Raw genomic sequence first — 18,386 nt, 5'->3', positions numbered from 1 at the left:
ACGCCAATGTTTTAACTATAGCATTTTTTAAACACACATACCATGGGCTCTTTTGGAAGAAATGGTTTAGATTAGCCTTCTGTCAACTCAGTGAATTGGTCGACAAGATCGCTGAAAATCTTCATTGCGTTTTCGATTGGATCAGATTTAGTTAAATCTACGCCTGTTTTCTTAAGCAGCTCCAATGGGAAATCGGAACTCCCGCTTTTCAAGAAGGTCAAATAACTTTCAAGTGTTTTTTGGTCCCCAGAGAGGATCTTATCAGCGATAGTGATGGCTGAAACGTAACCAGTAGCATATTTGTAGACATAAAATGGACGATAAAAGTGCGGGATTCGCGACCAGCCATACTTCACTTCTTCATCGAAAATTATTTCATCTCCATTATAAGCACGAAATATCGATTCATAGGCTGTATTAAAAACTTCGGCATTTAGAGGTTCATCATTTTCAGCCTTTTCATGTACAATCTTTTCGAACTCCGCAAACATCACCTGCGTGAAGAATGTTCCTTTAAAACTATCGATGAAATGGTTAAGTAAGTGTTTTTTCTTCTGCACGTCTTTTGTAGTCTTAATTAAATGGCGAATCAAAAGGATTTCATTCACAGTGGAAGCAACTTCAGCGACAAAAATCGAATATCCGGCACTTATTTGCGGTTGATATTTTGAACTATAGTATGAATGCATTCCATGTCCAGATTCATGGGCAAGTGTAAAGACACTGTCTAAATCATCACGGTGATTTAATAAAATGAAAGGATGAACACCATAAAGTCCTAAATTGTAAGCACCTGACCGTTTTCCAGGTGTTTCCCTGACGTCGATATATCTTTTTTCCTTAAAGGTTTTCAGGATTGTGATGTACTCTTCGCCAAGAGGCTTCAGTGCTTCAACCATCAAAGAAAAACCATCATCGTAAGAAATCTCCTCTTTAGCGCCTTCGACTAATGGCACGCTTAAATCATAGGCACGCAATTCTTCTACACCCAGCAATTTTTTTCTTAAATGAATATATTTATGCATAGGTCCGATATTTTGCTTAGTAGACATAATCAAATTATCATAAACCTCTTTTGGAACTTGATCTCCAAATAGAGATTTTTCCAAGGCTGAAGGATAATTTCTTAGTTTTGAAAGATTCACATTATTCTTGATTGCTGTGGAAAGCGTGGAAGCGATTGTATTCTTCAATTGTACGTATGGCTGATAATAGGCGAAATATGCCTCTTTTCTTTTATCGCGATCATCATCTTCAATCAATTTGGAATACATTCCCCGCGTCAGCTCTACCCTCTCGCCGTCTTCATTCGTAACTTCCCCAAATTTTATATCAGCATTGTTGATCATCCCGAACGTTTTTTGTGGTGCTGAAAAGGCTTCGCCTACTTGGGAAAGCACCTCTTCTTGTTCTTTTGTTAACACATGGGCTTTATAGCGGAAGGAATCCAGCAGATCCTCCTCAAAATATTTCAAACCCTCGATTTCATTTATGTACCCTTTTAATGTGGGTTCTTCCAGGCTCAAAAGAAACGGCATGAAAAATGCAGAAGCATTACTGATTTTTTGTCCTAACTTTCCAGCCCGATCCAGCAATGCTTGTGATGAGGTTACCCGTGTATCCAAATCCGCTTGCAGCATGGCAAATACATATAGCTTGTTATAAATGTACCCAAGTTCCTCACTTAATCGTAAATAATCGAACAAATCTTGAGCTGACTGAATCTGACCATCATAAGTTTTTAATTTTTCTGTCATCTTCAGGACTTCTTGATAATCCTTTTCCCAGCTAGTTTGATCATCGTAAATATCCTTTAAGTTCCATGTTTCTTCTATTTTTATTTCGTCACGCGATTTAAACGTTTGCAAATTATCTGCACTTCCTTTCATGCTTATAGCTTACTCTTTTATTATAATCGACTTTCAGAAAAATCTGCATAGAAAAACCAGTATGCTAAAAATACATACTGGTTTTCCTTTAATAATTAGAATTTTGCTGCAGTTTCAGCAACTTTTGTCAATCCTTCTGCAACGATATCCTGTGAGCGATCTGGGTATTGATTATGTCCTTCAATTACAACAGTTTCTGGGTTTGTTATGCCCCATAAGTTTAAATTCATCGTTACATATTTTTCTGCCATTTCGCCAGCATCCATTCCAGGCAATGCATAATCAGATCCGCGAGCATTAAGTAAAGCCACTTTTTTACCTCCAGCTAAGCCGACTGGGCCTTCAGCTGTATATTTGAATGTTGTTCCCGCTTGAGCAAGATAAGAAATATAAGTTACCAAGGGTGCTGGAACAGTTGCGTTCCAAAGCGGGAAGGCAAATACCACTTTGTCGGCAGCAAGGAATTGATTCAAGTATTGTTGCACGATATCGGCAATTTCCACTTCTTCTTCAGTCAATTCCATGCCTTGGTTGCGTTTATATAGGGCAGTAATCGCTGTATTTCCGTAGTAAGGTAAGTTCAGTTTAAATAAATCTAATTCAGTTATTTCATCGTTACTATTTGCTTCCTTATAAGTGTTCAAAAACGTTTCATACATTTTGACACTGATTGCTTGATCCGCTGGACGGTCATTTGATTTAACAAATAATACTTTAGACATTTTGGTTCCCCCAATTGTTAATTTATTATGTTTTTTAAAAATAGCATTTAATCCATATATCTCGAATTAACTGCAATTGCTACTTTCACATTATAAAACTGAAAATCTAATAAGGCAAGAAATATGTTTTTTGTTTTCAATTTACATTTCGTGAATTTGCACGCCCTGTATTTTTTATCCCGGCGCCTTCCAGCAGTACGCAAAAAAAAAACCGAGAGCAATATGCCCTCGGTTAAGTTAAATCTTTATGATGGAAGGGGCACTTACCTTTTATCGGTTCTATATCATCCCCTATGAAAAATTGTTTCCATTCATTATGATCTACATCTCCAAAATGACTGATATCCGGATGTTTAGGAAGGTTATCCCATTTCTCCACTCGTTCACGAACCTTTTCACGCGACATGATTCCGCCTTTTTCCGTTCCTTCCAAGCCTTCAAAGATCATCCGGGGTTGGAATCCAAGTACAAGGCTATTTCCTAAATCACGCGTTTTACGCTGTTTATAAGCAGGTGCATTACCAAAGACAAAGATTGGTTCCCCTGCAAAATGATAGTCCCATAAATAATGCTCAGGGTCTTTCGGCTTTTCAATTGGCCAAGGTTTTTTATCCGCTTTATGCAGGTATTGCAGGATATCCCAAAACCTTTTACGGTAAAATTCTATATCACCCTCTATTGATTCAGGCTCCATAAAGACGAAAAGGCCGTGCCTGATATATGGCGGTTCCTGAAATAAATCAAGAAAGCTTTCCACTGCTTTTGGGAGATTGGACCAATCTTTCTGTGTGATATAAGCATAACGAAGTTCCCCTTTATTTTCAGCTTTCATACCAAAATAACAAGGAAAGGTTTTATCGGTCACTGTATTATGGAATGTTTGATATTCCTTAATTAGCCATTGCGGCACTCGATCGGGATTTGTCATATCTTCTTTTGTTAACAAACATGAATTAGCAGTCAGCATCATTTTTCTCCTTAAATCGTTTTATTATATGTTACCCGCTTTAAATAAACTAAAACTTCTTAGGAGCGCATGCAGCTCAATCAGGTGCACTCTGTATAATTACTTCCTTATTAAAGAGTTTATGACTTCCTCCAGGTTCATCGGTATTCAATTAAAAAACATACGATCTGCTTGTTAATCATTTTCTTTACATTAGGATAACCTAAGAAAAAAATAGGAGTGATTATATATGGCAAGGAGAAGAAAAATCCTAGTATCTGAAGCTAGAAAAGGACTCGATGATTTAAAAGCCAAAGTTGCTGGTACAAAGAATCCCGAAGAAGCAAAGTTTGAAGTGGCAAAGGAAATTGGCGTACCGCTGAAAAATGATTATAACGGTGAACTGACATCCAAGCAGAATGGAAAAATAGGCGGGAAATTAGGCGGAGGCATGGTCAAGGAACTTATAAGGATGGCACAGGAAAACTTAGGAAAAAAACATTAACAGAGTCGATCCCGGTTGGTAGTACTCCCCTTCAAAAGCATATATAGAAACGAACTGACTAAACGAAAGAATACGGGACTTAACACGTTGGATGGCATTAAACCGTAAAAAAAGCCAACCTTTACGGGCTGGCTTTTTTAATATTAACTAATTCCCACGGGTGATACTCTTGAAACTACTGACATTATTAATTCCTCCGACATCGGGTAATTTGCGGCTGCTGGATCCGTCCTTACTGCTTTAAGAATTCTTTCCATATCGGATTGGTTTCCATATGCGCTAAAGTCGGAGGGCAGCCCAAGATCGGACAGGAAAACACGGAGCTTTTCCACCACTTTCGCTAAGGTCCCTTTCGAATCTTCATCATGGATTTTCACGCTAAAGGCTTCGGCTATCAAATGGGCCTTTGAAAGATATAAATCCGGGGTTGATTCCATGACGACCGGTAATAACACAGCATTGGCCAATCCATGTGGAATACGGAATAACGCCCCATATGCGTGGGCAAAGTTATGAACCGGGATCGCATTCAATGCACTACAAAATGCAGTGATTCCCATCATGCTTCCATGAAGCATTTCCATTCTGGCCTGAATATTCGTTCCGTCCTTTACGGCCCTCGGTAAATTTCTTTCAATAACTCGAATGGCCTGGAATGCATAAGCATCGGTAATTGATGTCGCCGCAGGTGAAACGGCCGCTTCTATTGCATGTGTTAATGCATCTGCACCAGTAAACGCCGTAATGTCGGACGGCAGTCCGACTGTTAACTCGGGATCTAGAATGGCAACATCCGAACTTAAAAAAACATTGTATATATTCATTTTTACTTTTTTATGTTCATTATATATGACTGCAATTGGGGATACTTCAGAACCGGTTCCTGCTGTTGTGGCAACCGAAATATGCGGGATATTCATGGAATGGGCTTTTGGAAAGCCCTCATACAGATAACCGCTTGGAACCGCATCTTTAATATCCGTAATTCCTTTGTATAATGCGAATTTCAAAGCCTTTGCGGTATCAATGACACTCCCTCCACCAATGGCAAGTATGGCATCAGCATTCACTTCGCGTGCATATTTCAATGCTTCATTTACACATTCACTCGCTGCGTCTTGTGTAACACCCAGAAACTGTCCAACTATTTCAGCTCTGACAGCTAATTTCTGCTGATTAAACGTTTCGGAAACTTTTTTAACGATACCTGCATTTTCCAAGCCCGCATCACTTACGAGTAGAATCCTCTTGGCCCCGAGCCCATTGAAAAGGTTTGGAATGAGTGAACGAGTGTTAGTGCCGCTGTAAACCGAAGTCCTTAACCAAAAATTCGAATGAGCGTTTACGTTCATACAGATCACCTCAGATATATTAGTCTATATTCACAGTTAAGGATTGTTCATACCTGCCTTAAAGTTCCTGATGGCCATTCATTAACGAATATACTAAATAGTAAGCTTGTATCTTGTGACGGATTCTACAAAACCCCATATTCCTTTTCGTTACTTTGATAGATTTCTTCAATCCCCTTCCCTTTTGCCCTGGCTAAAATCTCCATCCGCACCGTTAATTGTTTCATGGTAAAATTCAATATAGCTTGTTGGTCATTGCCAAATGGATTTCCTAATCGATCATATCCCTCCGTATTTAATGCAATCGCCAGAGGTGAAAGTTCCTCCATCCTCTTTTCAACCTGTTTAAAGATATGTGGATGTTCACTGATGATTCGCTGCAGCAAGAAGGTCCCATAAGCAATATGACGTGATTCATCCTTCTTCAAAAGACCCACGCCTTTTAATAAACCAGGCATCATTTTATTAGCTTCGAGCGTCTGATAAAAACCAAAATATCCAGTTTCTGCAAGAACACCCTCGGTAAACATATTATAAACAGTGGCTGCTTCTGCCAATGCTTCAGGGGATTGGTCTGATAAAAGTTTCTCCATCGCTTCAGGCAATATTTCATAAAAAATCGATTTATAAGTGTCTGAGTGATAAACTGTCAAATCACCCGTTTCGCCAACCTGATCTAACGTATAACGAAAGAACTCCATATGCTTCGCTTCCTCGAACAGGAATGTCGTTAAGTACATTTCTTCTTCGATCCTGCCTTCTTTGGCTATCGTCATAATGAGTGGCAGCAAATCCAAAGTCACCGCTTCTTCGCCGCCCTGAAAAAGGGAAATGATCCGTAATAACACTTGCCTTTCAATATCAGTAAATGACTTCCAATCTTCTTTATCCTGGCTGAAATCAATGTCACGAGGATTCCATATACCGAATCTCTTTGCCTTTTGATAAAGTTTAAATGGCAGCGTATCTTCTCTAAAACTCCGGCTGGTGGTCGTTAAATTCTTTCTGCTCATAGTAATGCCTCCTTGAAAATATGAACTTTGATTCTCTTAGAATTTTTTGATTTGTAAGAGTTTTCATTATATTGTAAGATATTAGTAGTATTTATCCTAGCACTGAAAATGTAGGGAGGAATAAAGTCGAATGCTTGAGGAAACTCTGATGAATCATGTAAAAAAGATTTCCCATCAAAAAGATATGGCAAATAAATCACAAATGATCGTAAAAGGCTGTGTGGATTTTTTTTCATTTCAACGCGCTTCCTTATTCAGTTACTCATGTTTGACAGGCATGGGTGAAGGAATATGTGCATGTACAAGTGAAGCTACCTTTTCATTACATAATGTTAAAGAAAATATTCATGATATATACCCCATCCACCAAGCAGTCATCCATAACAAACCCATATACTTAACCATCCAACATGCGAAATCCTCCATCCCTGCAAAATACGTTAAAAGATTTTCCATCTCTTCGTTGGCTATCATCCCGATAAATGTGAATGACATGGCCATCGGTTTAGTGTTAGTTGACCCCATTCACGCCAACGAGCCTGTTACCAAGAATGATTTAATGAAGCTTTCCCATTATTTAAAACTGGCTGTCAGTTCGACATTGGATTCCGCCCCTCCCACTCACCTTCTAAGCAAACGTGAAGTGGAGGCCCTTCAATATTTAGCCAATGGATTGGGATTAAAACAAATGGCACCAAAGATGAGCGTTAGTGAATTTACAGTCAGAGACCATATTTCTTCTGCTATCAGGAAATTGGGAGTGAATCATCGGACCGAGGCCGTCGCTGTTGCCATAAGACACAAAATGATTATGTGAAACAAAAAAACCTTCAAAGAAGGTTTTACAGACTGTAGACAAACTCGATGAAAATCAAATTTGTCTACATTTTTTTACTTGTACAAATTTGGACGTTGATTTCCACTTCAGGCACCCGCTCCAATCAACTTTGTTTAAAAACAGTCTTTTGTGTTTTGTTGATGAGGATGCTTTCTGAACCATGATTCTATTCAGAGAAAAACACGGAGTTCTCGTTGAGCCCCAATACTTAATTTCAGTCCAAAATTGAAAGGGAATTTCAAAAGGGGTTCGGAATTTTTAATTCCGAACCCCTTTTATTTAAGTCTCATTGAGTCACTTTTTCTTCAACTTTCGTCGTCCATTTCAACTCGTCTGCGACTTTACCTGTTTGGACACCTGTCAGTGTATCATAAAGCTTTTTGGAAAGTTCGCCAGTTTCCCCGCTTTGAACGATCATTTCTTCACCATTCCACAAGAATTCACCAATTGGTGATATGACCGCGGCAGTTCCCGTTCCAAAGGCCTCTTCCAAGTGACCTGATTTATGGGCTTCATGGACTTCCTCCATCGAAATGCGTCTTTCCGACACGGGAAGACCCCAATGTTTCAGTAATTCTATAATCGAATCACGAGTAATACCCGGAAGGATACTACCATTTAAAGCAGGGGTGATGATCTCACCATTAATTTTGAAGAAAACATTCATACTTCCAACTTCTTCGATATACTTTTTCTCCACTCCGTCTAACCAAAGAACCTGGGCATAACCCATCTTTTCGGATACTTCCTGGGCTTTTAGGCTCGATGCATAATTACCGCCCGTTTTGGCTTCACCTGTACCTCCATTAACTGCACGTGTAAAAGCTGACTCTACTGCAATTTTAACTGGATGAATGCCTTCTTTATAATACGAACCTACTGGAGACATAATGATGATGAACTGATACTTATTCGATGGGGAAACCCCAAGATAAGGCTCAGTAGCTATAATGAATGGCCTGATATATAAAGATGTCCCTTCTGCCTGGGGAACCCAATCCTTATCAACGCTAATTAAACTCTTTAAGGCTTTCAACGCAAAATCAACGTCGATATCCGGTATGCATAATCGGCTATTTGAACTATTTAAGCGTTGGAAATTCTTTTCCGGACGGAATAAGATAATTTCATCCTCTGGTGTTGCATATGCCTTCAATCCTTCAAAAACGGATTGACCATAGTGAAAAATCATAGCTGACGGCTCCAATGAGAGCGGTTGATAAGGAACAATTCTTGGATCATGCCACCCTTGCCCTTGTGTGTAATCCATTATAAACATATGATCGGTAAACTGCTTACCGAACTCAAGCTGGTCCGCTTGTGGTTTTTCTTTCTTTGTTGTACTAAGCGTGATTTGCATGTCATGTTCCTTCATTACCAAAACCCCTTGTTGATTAAATTTACAAGATTTCACTTCCATAAAATCTATCTTTAATTAGTTTACTCCTATAAGGAATCATAGTTCAAGCCTTTAAGACGAAATTTTCGGAATTTTTTTAAAATAAATGGGATTTTTTTGATTTCCAGACTATGATTCCTGAAAAAAGAATCAATTATTCCTAAAACCTCTAAAAACATCAATTCCAATTGTACGCTAAGGTGTCTTGAATATTAGATTAATTTTATCAAAATAATCACAATAAAGCCAATGAGAATAATTCTAGTTTTGCCTTAAGAGTAAATTCAATCGTTTCCTCTTTTCGTACCATTCCCAATTTCAAGCCTAGAGGAAAATTTTACATGTATTTCAATTTAGTAGTTTACTACTAATTAATATTCTTATATACTTATCCCACAAGATAGATAAAACGCATGCAAAACGATATATTATAGATGAAACGCATGCAACTTTCTTATTTTTTGACGAAAAGGGGTAACAACATGACAAAAAACAGATGGTTAATCGCTTTATCCGCTATCGCCATCCACCTTTCAATTGGTGGTGCATATGCATATAGCGTTTACAAAAAACCATTAGTAGAGACTATGGGGTGGTCAGAAACTGAAGTAACGTTAGCATTCACAATAATGATGGCGCTTGCAGGAACTTCTGCTGCCTTCTTTGGCAAATTCGTAGAAAAAAATGGTCCAAGGAAGTCAGCCATGGTCGCTGCTGTATTATTCGGTTTAGGACAAGCTGGTTCCGGTTTAGCAGTAATGGTCGATTCACTTCCGCTTTACCTATTGACATATGGGGTTTTAAGTGGACTTGGTATGGGGATCGGGTACATTTCACCAGTATCCACTTTAGTCAAATGGTTCCCAGATCGCCGGGGATTGGCAACAGGAATGGCAGTATTAGGATTCGGTGCCGGAGCTCTCATTACAGCCCCAGTAGCTGCAAGCCTTATGGAATCCGTTGGCATTTATACTACCTATTATATTTTAGGAGCAGGCTATTTCATACTGATGTTCCTAGGGGCATCCTATATTGCACCTCCAAAGGCCAACTGGCTACCTGAAGGAATGAAGAAAGATATTGAGTCAGGTAAGAAAGAACTGAAGAAAGACTTAAGGCAATTAACTGCAAAAGAAGCGGTTAAAACTAAACACTTCTGGATGTTATGGTCCATGAAATTGATAAATACAAGTGCAGGTATCATGATGATTTCGGTAGCTTCACCTATGGCTCAAGACGTTGTTGGTCTGTCTGTAGCAGGTGCAGCAACATTAGTCGGTATTATGGGTATCTTTAATGGCGGAGGAAGACTTGGCTGGGCGGCAGCATCAGATTATATAGGACGTCCAAATGTTTTCGTCATTTTCTTCATCATTCAAATCGGTGCGTTCCTTTTACTTCCAACGACGACAAATACACTATTGTTCCAAGGACTCATCTTGCTGGTCGTAAGTTGTTACGGAGGAGGATTTTCAAATCTCCCTGCATTTGCCGGGGATTTATTTGGAACGAAGGAAATTGGGGCCATCCACGGTTACCTTTTAACTACATGGTCTCTAGGCGGGGTTTGCGGACCTATGTTGGTTACTGCAATCAGGGAAAGTACGAACAGTTACATCCCGGTATTCTATGTTTTCGCAGCATTAATTGCGATAGCATTTGCCATCTCGATCTGGTTGCGTCTCGACATTAAAAAAATGCAAAGAGAACAGATACAAGGAGCAACGGGAACATTTAGTAAAATATCATAATTTAAAACTATGCAAAAAGGCATGATCAAGTAAACTTCCCTAAACGGAATTTACCTTGATGATGCCTTTTTTGTTTATGACCTTAACGGCGGCCGCTCTTAAAAAACTGTAAGGGAATTTTTTACGATTATATCATCCCCGCAGGATTCTTTGCTGGTGCAGTTTTGAGCATTGCTTAAACTTAATCGCAGTAGTCTAGGGAAATGCAGTTATAGGGATGATCGGCTTATGAACGTGAGGACAGGTAAAAGTCAAAGTGACCAAACAAATATTTTTTTAAAAAGTTGACCTTCATTTTAAAGTGAAAGTCTGTTTTCGTTTGCTTCGGTTATATTTACAGGCAATATTTCCATTTCCTTCTGGTCAGCTAGTAATCCTTTAAAGTTCAAAATAAAACAGCAAAATCCAAAAAAGATGAATGATCATTTTACACCAAACATTTTGAACAAGTTATTTAGTTTAACTTTTAGTTAAATCAGGGAATCAAGTAAGAGATGGAATTAGGGGGAATTGTCTTGTGGATCAATAAACCGTTTTTTAAATATGCATGCGCGATCATTTTGAGCATTTTAATTATTTTTTTACTAGGTAAGATTGATTATGTTCTGCAGCCGCTACAAAAAATCATTGCTGCCATGTTTTTCCCTATTATTGTGGCTGGGCTTTTATACTATATTTTACGGCCGGTCGTTAACTTTTTAACTAAATTTGTCCCGAGGTCAGCTAGCATCTTCACCGTCTTTTTAATTATATTTAGTATGATTGGGATGGTAGGTTACTTTGGCAGTCCAGTAATCGTGGACCAATTTCAAAAATTATCTGAAAACCTACCCAGCAAAGTCAAGGAATTCTCTAAAGAATCTGAAGTCATGATTGAAAAAAATGATTTTGGCATGGTTAATATGGAAGAATTGAAAGAAAAAGCGATCACACATTTAAAAGATTACTCTGAAAAACTCATAATGAATGTCAATACCATTTTTTCCACAATCACTAGTGTATTAACAGTACTGGTCATTACACCATTCATTTTATTCTATTTCTTGAAGGATGGAGATAAATTAAGACCATTTCTATTAAAATATATTCCGACCGATGTAGAATCAGAAGGAAACACGATTTTAAAAGACGTCGATAAAACCCTTTCAACTTATATTATCGGTCAATTCATCATATCAATCGTCATTGGTACTTTGATGTATATTGGCTACCTTATTATCGGTCTCGATTATGCACTAGTATTAGCCCTATTCGCCATGATTTTTACCGTTGTACCATTCCTTGGTCCATTAATAAGCATCATCCCTGCCCTCTTCATTGCCTTACAGCAAGACATTGGGTTGGCAGTGAAAGTACTCATTGTCCTTACCGTTGTTCAACAGGTCGAAGGTCACTTGGTTACACCGAATATTATGGGAAAACGTCTTAACATTCACCCGCTTACCATTATTTTATTGCTGCTTGCTGCAGGATCAATATACGGTTTCATTGGCATTTTGATCGCTATCCCCACTTATTCCGTAGTAAAAACGATTATAGGGAATTTCAGGAAATTTTATAACTTACGGAAAAGGATTGCATAATCACCATTAAGAATTGTCCTGTGGAAAAACGCGACCAACGGGAGACCCCGCAGGTGCAAGAGCGCCGAGGAGGCTCCCGGACCGCCCGCGGAAAGCGAGTGCCTGGAGTGGAAATGAAAGTTCGAATTTTACAAACCCTCAAAAAAAGTTCCAGTTTCATAAAACTGTAACAAGAAGCATTCCAATTCTTGTTTTAAAATCATGGTTCGGGGAGAGTCCCCTCCGTGTCTCCTTTTGTAGACAAACTAAAAACGTTGATAATTTTATCAACGTTTGTTTAATAATTTTTTAATAAAGCGTTTGAAAAACGCTTTGAAGCTTTTCTTTTTGATAACTTGCTCGGCATGAAATTTCTTCTCGATATGAATTTCCTCTTTGTTTATGGCATTATTTTCTGCTAATACCAGACCCAAATCGGAGTTGTGTTCTTTATTTAGGACAATTTTATATGGAATATTATGACTCATTGCCAATTTTATATATTTCCCTAAATATTGATAGTCCATCTGACCATTTAAAAACAAATTTGAACGAGGGTACTGCTTCATCATTTGCTCTACCTCTGGATATACATTCGTTTCAAAGACTTGGCTTTTTTTTAGTACAATGACGACGCGCTCCCGTAATGTGCCCAGAAATTCCCTTCGTTCACCAGGCTTTATTTCTTTTGGACCATGGATACCTTGTTCTAGATAGTCCTCCACATTTAGGCGTGACAATTCTTTTCCACCTCCGTTTTCACTTCAATAATGTATGTAATATGGTCAAAAATAGTGCCCATCATTCTTTAGTATGCAAAAAAGGAGAAAGTACTCTGGGTGTAATATACCCATTGTTAGTTTACCCCCCATTTAAAAAATTGTCACTTTAGCCACACTTCATGCATAGGATAGTATATGTGTAAATGTATGTTGCTTAAATGAGGGACGGGGAAAAACATGAGGAAATTAATTGTATTTATATTGATATTCGCCTTTACTTTTGTTGGGTTCAGTAATACTTCAGGTGCGGCAGCAAGACAACTGATTATCATCAATAAAGCCAATAATCAGCTTGCCTATTACGAAAATGATAAATTGGTGAGGGTATTCATTGTGGCGACAGGAAAGAAAGCCTCCTACACTCCTGAAGGAAAGTTCAAGGTAGTGACAAAGATTGTGAATCGTCCCTATTATAAAGGCAACATTAGAGGCGGAGACCCAAAAAACCCTCTAGGTAAAAGATGGCTGGGGATCAATGCAAGGAATACACCAGGAAATACGTACGCAATACACGGCAATAATGATTCTTCAACCATTGGGAAATATATAAGTGCCGGTTGTATTCGTATGTATAACAATGAAGTTCAATGGCTATACGATAGGGTAAGAATGAACACTGTAGTCTTGATTGCCAGTTCGAATAAATCATTTGCCACCATAGCCGCCACGAATGGATATAAAGTGAGCGGATCTGTGAGCCTACCTGTTAATACCAACTCTACCCTAAAAAAAGGAAGCAGTGGCCCCCAAGTAATTGAACTGCAAAAAAGATTAACTAAACTTGGATTCAGCACTAAAGGAGTAGATGGGTCATTTGGAAAAAACACAGAAACGGCCGTAAAAAAATTCCAAACTTCTAAAAAACTTACTTCTGATGGGATCGTCGGACCAAGAACGAAAAAAGCGCTAGGTCTTAAATAATTTTCATTGCCGATATCCACTTTTTAAGGATATCTTTTTTTGTGTTTTAAATTACCTACCTATACATTATTACCCATATCGTCTTTAATTTCCCACCAATAGATATTGACTTTATGTTATAATTTATACATCAACAGCTAATCATAATCGCACTGTCATTACATACAAGGAGGTAATACAAATGTACGATGAAATTCTCGTAAATTCCATTAAAGCAATTTTTGTTATTGGCACGATTTCGATGTTTGTGATATTAGGATTCGTAAAAGGACGCCGGTTTTAACTTTATTCAATTCTTTGTAATATCCTCGCTTGCCTGATTGCTTGTATTTTTTTCATACCGGTAATCAGGTTATTTTCAATCAGAAAAAAAGCATATCCTCTCTGGGAATGCTTTTCCTTACCAATTATCCGTTTTATCCAAAAGTTGATCGATGTCAAATGTATCAAGGTGGAATGGAACTGACTCTTCTGCAATCGCTTCAGTGGCTAACAATAATTGGTCGATATCAATAATGGCCAAAACAGTCCTCTCCCTTTTTTTATAGGTTTTTACCCTCATTTTTAATACACTAAACCATTCGTTCAAAAGATATATTATTAGAGGGTATCCTTTAAATTTTACATGTGACAATTATTTAAGATGCAGTGAATCTTTTTCAGATCCGTCCGGAGAAAGCGTATGTATCAATTTAACCAGCTTATAAAAGGTCCCGCTGCAGATTGTTACCTCGGGAAGATTGTGAAATATTGATTTTTTATTAATATGATAATTGTCTTTCTCAGGTGAATACACAATAATTTTCTTATATAAAGATAAAGCATATCCAAGCTCATATAGATTACCTTTTCCTGCTGTTAGGAAGATCAGCATGAAATCGGCTTCCTCAATCCCCTTTTTTTCATATTCTCCAATGCCGTCCGTTACTTGGTTTTTCTCATCATTCGTAATTAAATTCAAGTCATTCACACATGTAAACCCTTTTGAAGTCAATTTCTTGATCAATGATTTGACTTGCTTTAAATTTTTTTCGTCTGATGCTATATAATATTTCACACATACACCTCCAAAATATATAACTATTGATACTTTTTACCTACGTTACCTATACTATACATATTCGTTATAAAGAACGCAATATCCTTTCCCCAAAATTAAAAAATAATTAAATGGAAATTCCATGCAAAAAAACCATCATTCCTTTACAGGTCATGATGGTTTCAGACTGTAGGCCAACTCTATTAAATTCGAGTTTGTCTACAGTTTTTTAGGGGTTTGTGCAATTTGAACGTAAATTTTCCTCTCCAGGCACTCGCTTTTCCCGCTGGAATCTCGGACACCTGTTCCAATCAACTTTGTTTACTTTTAGATAGAATCTTTTGCCAAAAGTTTTCATTATTTTAAATAGGATGATTAAAGCTTGAGGTGATGAGGATGAGTTCTACTGGACTCTGAAAACATATCTTTCACCAAATCATAAAAGTGAAGTCAATCCGGGGTATTTTATGCAGTGGATCATGATCACATCCAGTTCACCTTTCTACAAAAAATAATTAATACTGTATATGTATTAAGTGCCTGACATTTCGGGTTACAAAATTTACATTGAATCCATTGAATCTCAAGAAATACAAAATAAAAACCTTGTCCTTTAACCGGCAAGGTTTTTTATTTTTCATATGTGATATTTTCTATTTCAATTCTGAAGGGTGCAGCCTCACAAATATTGATTCCCCTATCCAGATTTACCTTTTCCATTTCACTTGCATCCGGGATTCTTTTTTTATCGTGAATAAAATGTTCGACCATGGATTCCAGTAGTTCTTGAGCACAAGCTAAGGCATCTACCCGATTCCTACCGCTAACGGAAGAAATAATTCCTTCTCGCCTAAAATCCGGAAAGCAAACCTGAACGGAAAAAGAGTCGATAATCAACGGGTGTTTTTCATAATAGAATACGGCTGGGTACTCAAAGATTTGAATGGTCAAAATATCATCCCTTCATACAAAATTTAGGTTTTTATAATAATTATAACATGAATTTCCATTTTATATAGATTTAATTTACTTTTCTTTGTTTGTCAAGTTAATTTTAGTACTCAATAGGTTGTTATGTTCGTATTTACTGAGAAATAAAAAAACACCAGGAAAATCAGAATCACGAGAACATTCAAGATTATTCCAACAATGCTGCACACTTTTCCAGCTGTCACCAATCCATCTCCAGATTCACCCGTAACCTTAATTTCTTTTTTACTCTTCGATGCAAATATTAAACCGAGAATACCTAATATGATGCCTATGAATGGAATAAACAGGGATAATACCCCCATGATCAATGATACAATCGCTTTGCTATTGCTTCTTTTAATTTCCGACATATATTCCACCTTCTTTCTTCCTTTATATATACGGTTATTAAAAGCAAAAGATTCATTTTTTTGTGTACTCATTCATCACTAATATTCCAGAGGATTCCAGAGATCCGCTCCCTTTCCGCCGACTGTCTGCCAAGCCTCCTCGGTACAAGCGCCTGTGGAGTCTCAGCTAGTTAGCTGTTTGGCAGGATTGTCGCATACCTCTTCAATCCATAAAGGATTACAGTATAAAATCATGAAGGATAACCTAGTCTTAACTTGGTTTGGGATGGTCCAGACTTCGGTTTTTTCTTAAAATAACAATCCTGTTGATTCCAGAAATCCGCTCCCTTTCCGCCGACTGTCTGCCAAGCCTCCTCGGCACAAGCGCCTGTGGGGTCTCGGCTAGCCAGTTATTCGGCAGGAGTGTCGCAAATTTCTTCCATCCATTAAGGATTAACAATTATAAAACCATGAAGGATAACCTAGTCTTAAACTCGGTTCGAATGAGTCCAGCCTTCGGTTTTTTCTTAATAACAATCCTGTTGATTCCAGTGATCCGCTCCCTTTCCGCTGACTGTCTGCCAAGCCTCCTCGGTACAAGCGCCTGTGGGGTCTCGGCTAGTTAGCTATTTGGCAGGATTGTCACATATCTCTTCAATCCATAAAGGATTGCAGTATAAAATCATGAAGGATAACCTAGTCTTAACTTGGTTCGAATGAGTCCAGCCTTCAGTTTTTTCTTAAAATAACAATCCTGTTGATTCCAGAGATCCGCTCCCTTTCCGCCGACTGTCTGCCAAGCCTCCTCGGCACAAGCGCCTGTGGGGTCTCGGCTAGCCAGTTATTCGGCAGGAGTGTCGCAAATTTCTTCCATCTAATGAGGTTCACAAGGAAATTACATGAGGGATAACCAGTCTCGTTTTATAATCTTGGAAGGAGGTGAGACACTTCCGAACCCCGTAGAGAAGTAGAAAACGACTCATTTCTGAGCCGTTTTTTTAGGTTCGTTTCAATTCAAGTCTCTGGGCTACCAAAGAAAGGCTATAATTTACAATGAAGTACATGAGAGCCACCAGGATTAAAATCGGTATTAAATACTTTTGACTTTGTCCATATATGATTTGACCATGATGGGTCAGCTCCGGCAATGAGATGACAACAGCTAAAGAGGTATCCTTTAATAAAGAAATGAATTGACTGACAATGGGAGGAACCATGCGGCGCAGCGCTTGGGGCAAAATAATATGTATCAATGCCTGTGTATAGCTCAAGCCTGATGAACGGGCAGCTTCCATTTGGCCTTTATCAATGGATTTCAGTCCACTTCGAATGACTTCAGAAAGCATGGCAGACTCAAAAATTGTCAAGGCAACTATGGCTGCTGGAATGATTTCCAGTTTAATCCGTATCTCCGGCAAAGCAAAATAGGTAAAAAATATTATTAATAACAGAGGCAAATTACGTACCGTTTCTACAATCAAAGCTAATATTTGTGATAACACCGGCACTTTTGCGTATCGGATTATACCTACAAGCCCGCCAATAATGAAACTTAGAATAATGGATATAAAAGCTACCTGGAGCGTTACCCAAAATCCTTCTAATAAAAACTTAAGATTATCTGGTGTATAGGCACCTGCAAAATCCATATCTTATGCCTCCCTCAATTACTCTTAGCCAGACGTTTTTCCAAATACCCAACGCCAAAACTTAAAGGAATGGTAAGAATTAAGTAAAACGCTGCAACGAAAATGTACACATCAAAGACGACAAATGTCCTGGAAGAAATCAAATCCCCGTGGTACATAAGATCGAGTCCTGCAACAACGGCTAAAATGGAAGAATTCTTTACTAGATTTATAAATTGGTTCCCTAAAGGAGGAATGACTATTTTAACGGCCTGCGGCAGAATGACGAGCCTCATGGCCTGTCCATATGTCAGACCAGAAGAACGGGCAGCTTCCATTTGACCCTTTGGCACAGAAAGTATGCCCGCTCGAATTGCCTCAGCTATGAAAGATGATGTATAAATGGTCAAGGCTAATGTCCCGGCGTATAGACCGCTTAGTTTAAGTCCGAGAAAGAAGAAAAAGGTAATGATCAATAACGGTATGTTCCGAATGAACTCGACATAGGCGGTACCCAGCCAGTTTAGTGGCTTTATTGGCGCAATCCGCATGATAGCAATTAGCACACCAAGAATCAAACTCGCTATCAATGCGACCAAACTCGACATGATTGTATTTTTAAAGCCTAATAAATACATATCCAGATTCTCTGTTAAAATGGAGAAATCAAGCACGGCATACACTCCTTTAACTAGTAAGGATGAGCAAAACGCTCAT

At 38.3% G+C, this 18,386-nt stretch carries 18 protein-coding genes; 5 read left to right on the top strand and 13 right to left on the bottom strand.

Annotated features, from left to right (window positions below; genetic code table 11):
• Positions 1-71: 71 nt before the first annotated feature.
• The 3 genes from pepF to MPH60_RS09160 form a co-directional block, all read right to left on the bottom strand.
• On the bottom strand, positions 72-1,889 hold the full coding sequence (pepF, locus tag MPH60_RS09170; protein WP_241615816.1) for an oligoendopeptidase F: 1,818 nt from the start codon (positions 1,887-1,889) through the stop codon (positions 72-74).
• A gap of 95 nt (positions 1,890-1,984) precedes the next feature.
• Complete coding sequence (locus MPH60_RS09165) at positions 1,985-2,611, bottom strand: FMN-dependent NADH-azoreductase (protein ID WP_241590800.1); 627 nt, start codon at positions 2,609-2,611, stop codon at positions 1,985-1,987.
• A gap of 232 nt (positions 2,612-2,843) precedes the next feature.
• Positions 2,844-3,578, bottom strand: a complete 735-nt coding sequence (locus tag MPH60_RS09160; RefSeq protein WP_241590802.1) for a YqcI/YcgG family protein — start codon at positions 3,576-3,578, stop codon at positions 2,844-2,846.
• Between the two features lie 229 nt (positions 3,579-3,807).
• Between MPH60_RS09160 and MPH60_RS09155 the strand changes: the two genes are divergently transcribed.
• On the top strand, positions 3,808-4,062 hold the full coding sequence (locus MPH60_RS09155) for an alpha/beta-type small acid-soluble spore protein (RefSeq protein ID WP_241590803.1): 255 nt from the start codon (positions 3,808-3,810) through the stop codon (positions 4,060-4,062).
• 143 nt (positions 4,063-4,205) lie between these two features.
• On the opposite strand, the gene MPH60_RS09150 is transcribed toward MPH60_RS09155, so the two are convergent.
• Positions 4,206-5,414, bottom strand: a complete 1,209-nt coding sequence (locus tag MPH60_RS09150) for an iron-containing alcohol dehydrogenase (protein WP_241590805.1) — start codon at positions 5,412-5,414, stop codon at positions 4,206-4,208.
• A 125-nt stretch (positions 5,415-5,539) separates the two neighbouring features.
• Positions 5,540-6,427: a R2-like ligand-binding oxidase gene (locus MPH60_RS09145; protein ID WP_241590812.1), complete on the bottom strand. Its 888-nt coding sequence runs from the start codon at positions 6,425-6,427 to the stop codon at positions 5,540-5,542.
• 130 nt (positions 6,428-6,557) lie between these two features.
• Between MPH60_RS09145 and MPH60_RS09140 the strand changes: the two genes are divergently transcribed.
• A complete protein-coding gene (locus MPH60_RS09140; RefSeq protein ID WP_241590814.1) occupies positions 6,558-7,244 on the top strand; it encodes a response regulator transcription factor in 687 nt (228 codons plus the stop codon).
• Between the two features lie 307 nt (positions 7,245-7,551).
• Here MPH60_RS09140 and MPH60_RS09135 read toward each other — a convergent pair whose 3' ends face one another.
• The gene (locus tag MPH60_RS09135) at positions 7,552-8,640 is read right to left on the bottom strand and encodes a branched-chain amino acid aminotransferase (protein ID WP_241590816.1); all 1,089 of its coding nucleotides are present in this window, start codon (positions 8,638-8,640) and stop codon (positions 7,552-7,554) included.
• 506 nt (positions 8,641-9,146) lie between these two features.
• Here MPH60_RS09135 and MPH60_RS09130 point away from each other — a divergent pair.
• Together MPH60_RS09130 and MPH60_RS09125 are read left to right on the top strand one after the other, a co-directional pair.
• Positions 9,147-10,415: an L-lactate MFS transporter gene (locus tag MPH60_RS09130; RefSeq protein ID WP_241590818.1), complete on the top strand. Its 1,269-nt coding sequence runs from the start codon at positions 9,147-9,149 to the stop codon at positions 10,413-10,415.
• A gap of 515 nt (positions 10,416-10,930) precedes the next feature.
• Positions 10,931-11,998, top strand: a complete 1,068-nt coding sequence (locus MPH60_RS09125) for an AI-2E family transporter (RefSeq protein ID WP_241590820.1) — start codon at positions 10,931-10,933, stop codon at positions 11,996-11,998.
• A 266-nt stretch (positions 11,999-12,264) separates the two neighbouring features.
• On the opposite strand, the gene MPH60_RS09120 is transcribed toward MPH60_RS09125, so the two are convergent.
• The gene (locus tag MPH60_RS09120; RefSeq protein WP_241590821.1) at positions 12,265-12,717 is read right to left on the bottom strand and encodes a YueI family protein; all 453 of its coding nucleotides are present in this window, start codon (positions 12,715-12,717) and stop codon (positions 12,265-12,267) included.
• Between the two features lie 219 nt (positions 12,718-12,936).
• Between MPH60_RS09120 and MPH60_RS09115 the strand changes: the two genes are divergently transcribed.
• Positions 12,937-13,680, top strand: a complete 744-nt coding sequence (locus tag MPH60_RS09115) for a L,D-transpeptidase family protein (RefSeq protein ID WP_241590823.1) — start codon at positions 12,937-12,939, stop codon at positions 13,678-13,680.
• A 400-nt stretch (positions 13,681-14,080) separates the two neighbouring features.
• Here MPH60_RS09115 and MPH60_RS27745 read toward each other — a convergent pair whose 3' ends face one another.
• The 6 genes from MPH60_RS27745 to MPH60_RS09090 form a co-directional block, all read right to left on the bottom strand.
• On the bottom strand, positions 14,081-14,203 hold the full coding sequence (locus tag MPH60_RS27745) for a hypothetical protein (protein ID WP_272492815.1): 123 nt from the start codon (positions 14,201-14,203) through the stop codon (positions 14,081-14,083).
• Positions 14,204-14,314: 111 nt separating this feature from the next.
• Complete coding sequence (locus MPH60_RS09110; RefSeq protein ID WP_241590825.1) at positions 14,315-14,737, bottom strand: nucleoside 2-deoxyribosyltransferase; 423 nt, start codon at positions 14,735-14,737, stop codon at positions 14,315-14,317.
• A gap of 612 nt (positions 14,738-15,349) precedes the next feature.
• Entirely contained in the window at positions 15,350-15,670 is a 321-nt protein-coding gene (locus MPH60_RS09105) for a hypothetical protein (protein WP_137020179.1), read from the bottom strand.
• A gap of 110 nt (positions 15,671-15,780) precedes the next feature.
• On the bottom strand, positions 15,781-16,062 hold the full coding sequence (locus tag MPH60_RS09100; protein ID WP_241590827.1) for a DUF4190 domain-containing protein: 282 nt from the start codon (positions 16,060-16,062) through the stop codon (positions 15,781-15,783).
• 977 nt (positions 16,063-17,039) lie between these two features.
• The gene (locus MPH60_RS09095; RefSeq protein WP_034307000.1) at positions 17,040-17,690 is read right to left on the bottom strand and encodes an amino acid ABC transporter permease; all 651 of its coding nucleotides are present in this window, start codon (positions 17,688-17,690) and stop codon (positions 17,040-17,042) included.
• 14 nt (positions 17,691-17,704) lie between these two features.
• Entirely contained in the window at positions 17,705-18,343 is a 639-nt protein-coding gene (locus MPH60_RS09090) for an amino acid ABC transporter permease (protein WP_133346635.1), read from the bottom strand.
• Between the last annotated feature and the right edge of the window lie 43 nt (positions 18,344-18,386).

It is taken from the genome of Peribacillus sp. Aquil_B1 (assembly GCF_022603275.1).
Taxonomy (GTDB): domain Bacteria; phylum Bacillota; class Bacilli; order Bacillales; family DSM-1321; genus Peribacillus.
Note: the sequence above shows the minus strand (reverse complement) of the source record. Positions and strands in the feature narration are given on the sequence as shown.

Bases quoted from the DNA above. Each gene is read 5' to 3' on its own strand.
- pepF (WP_241615816.1), bottom strand. From the start codon at position 1,889: ATGAAAGGAAGTGCAGATAATTTGCAAACGTTTAAATCGCGTGACGAA.
- MPH60_RS09165 (WP_241590800.1), bottom strand. From the start codon at position 2,611: ATGTCTAAAGTATTATTTGTTAAATCAAATGACCGTCCAGCGGATCAA.
- MPH60_RS09160 (WP_241590802.1), bottom strand. From the start codon at position 3,578: ATGCTGACTGCTAATTCATGTTTGTTAACAAAAGAAGATATGACAAAT.
- MPH60_RS09155 (WP_241590803.1), top strand. From the start codon at position 3,808: ATGGCAAGGAGAAGAAAAATCCTAGTATCTGAAGCTAGAAAAGGACTC.
- MPH60_RS09150 (WP_241590805.1), bottom strand. From the start codon at position 5,414: ATGAACGTAAACGCTCATTCGAATTTTTGGTTAAGGACTTCGGTTTAC.
- MPH60_RS09145 (WP_241590812.1), bottom strand. From the start codon at position 6,427: ATGAGCAGAAAGAATTTAACGACCACCAGCCGGAGTTTTAGAGAAGAT.
- MPH60_RS09140 (WP_241590814.1), top strand. From the start codon at position 6,558: ATGCTTGAGGAAACTCTGATGAATCATGTAAAAAAGATTTCCCATCAA.
- MPH60_RS09135 (WP_241590816.1), bottom strand. From the start codon at position 8,640: ATGAAGGAACATGACATGCAAATCACGCTTAGTACAACAAAGAAAGAA.
- MPH60_RS09130 (WP_241590818.1), top strand. From the start codon at position 9,147: ATGACAAAAAACAGATGGTTAATCGCTTTATCCGCTATCGCCATCCAC.
- MPH60_RS09115 (WP_241590823.1), top strand. From the start codon at position 12,937: ATGAGGAAATTAATTGTATTTATATTGATATTCGCCTTTACTTTTGTT.
- MPH60_RS09100 (WP_241590827.1), bottom strand. From the start codon at position 16,062: ATGTCGGAAATTAAAAGAAGCAATAGCAAAGCGATTGTATCATTGATC.
- MPH60_RS09095 (WP_034307000.1), bottom strand. From the start codon at position 17,690: ATGGATTTTGCAGGTGCCTATACACCAGATAATCTTAAGTTTTTATTA.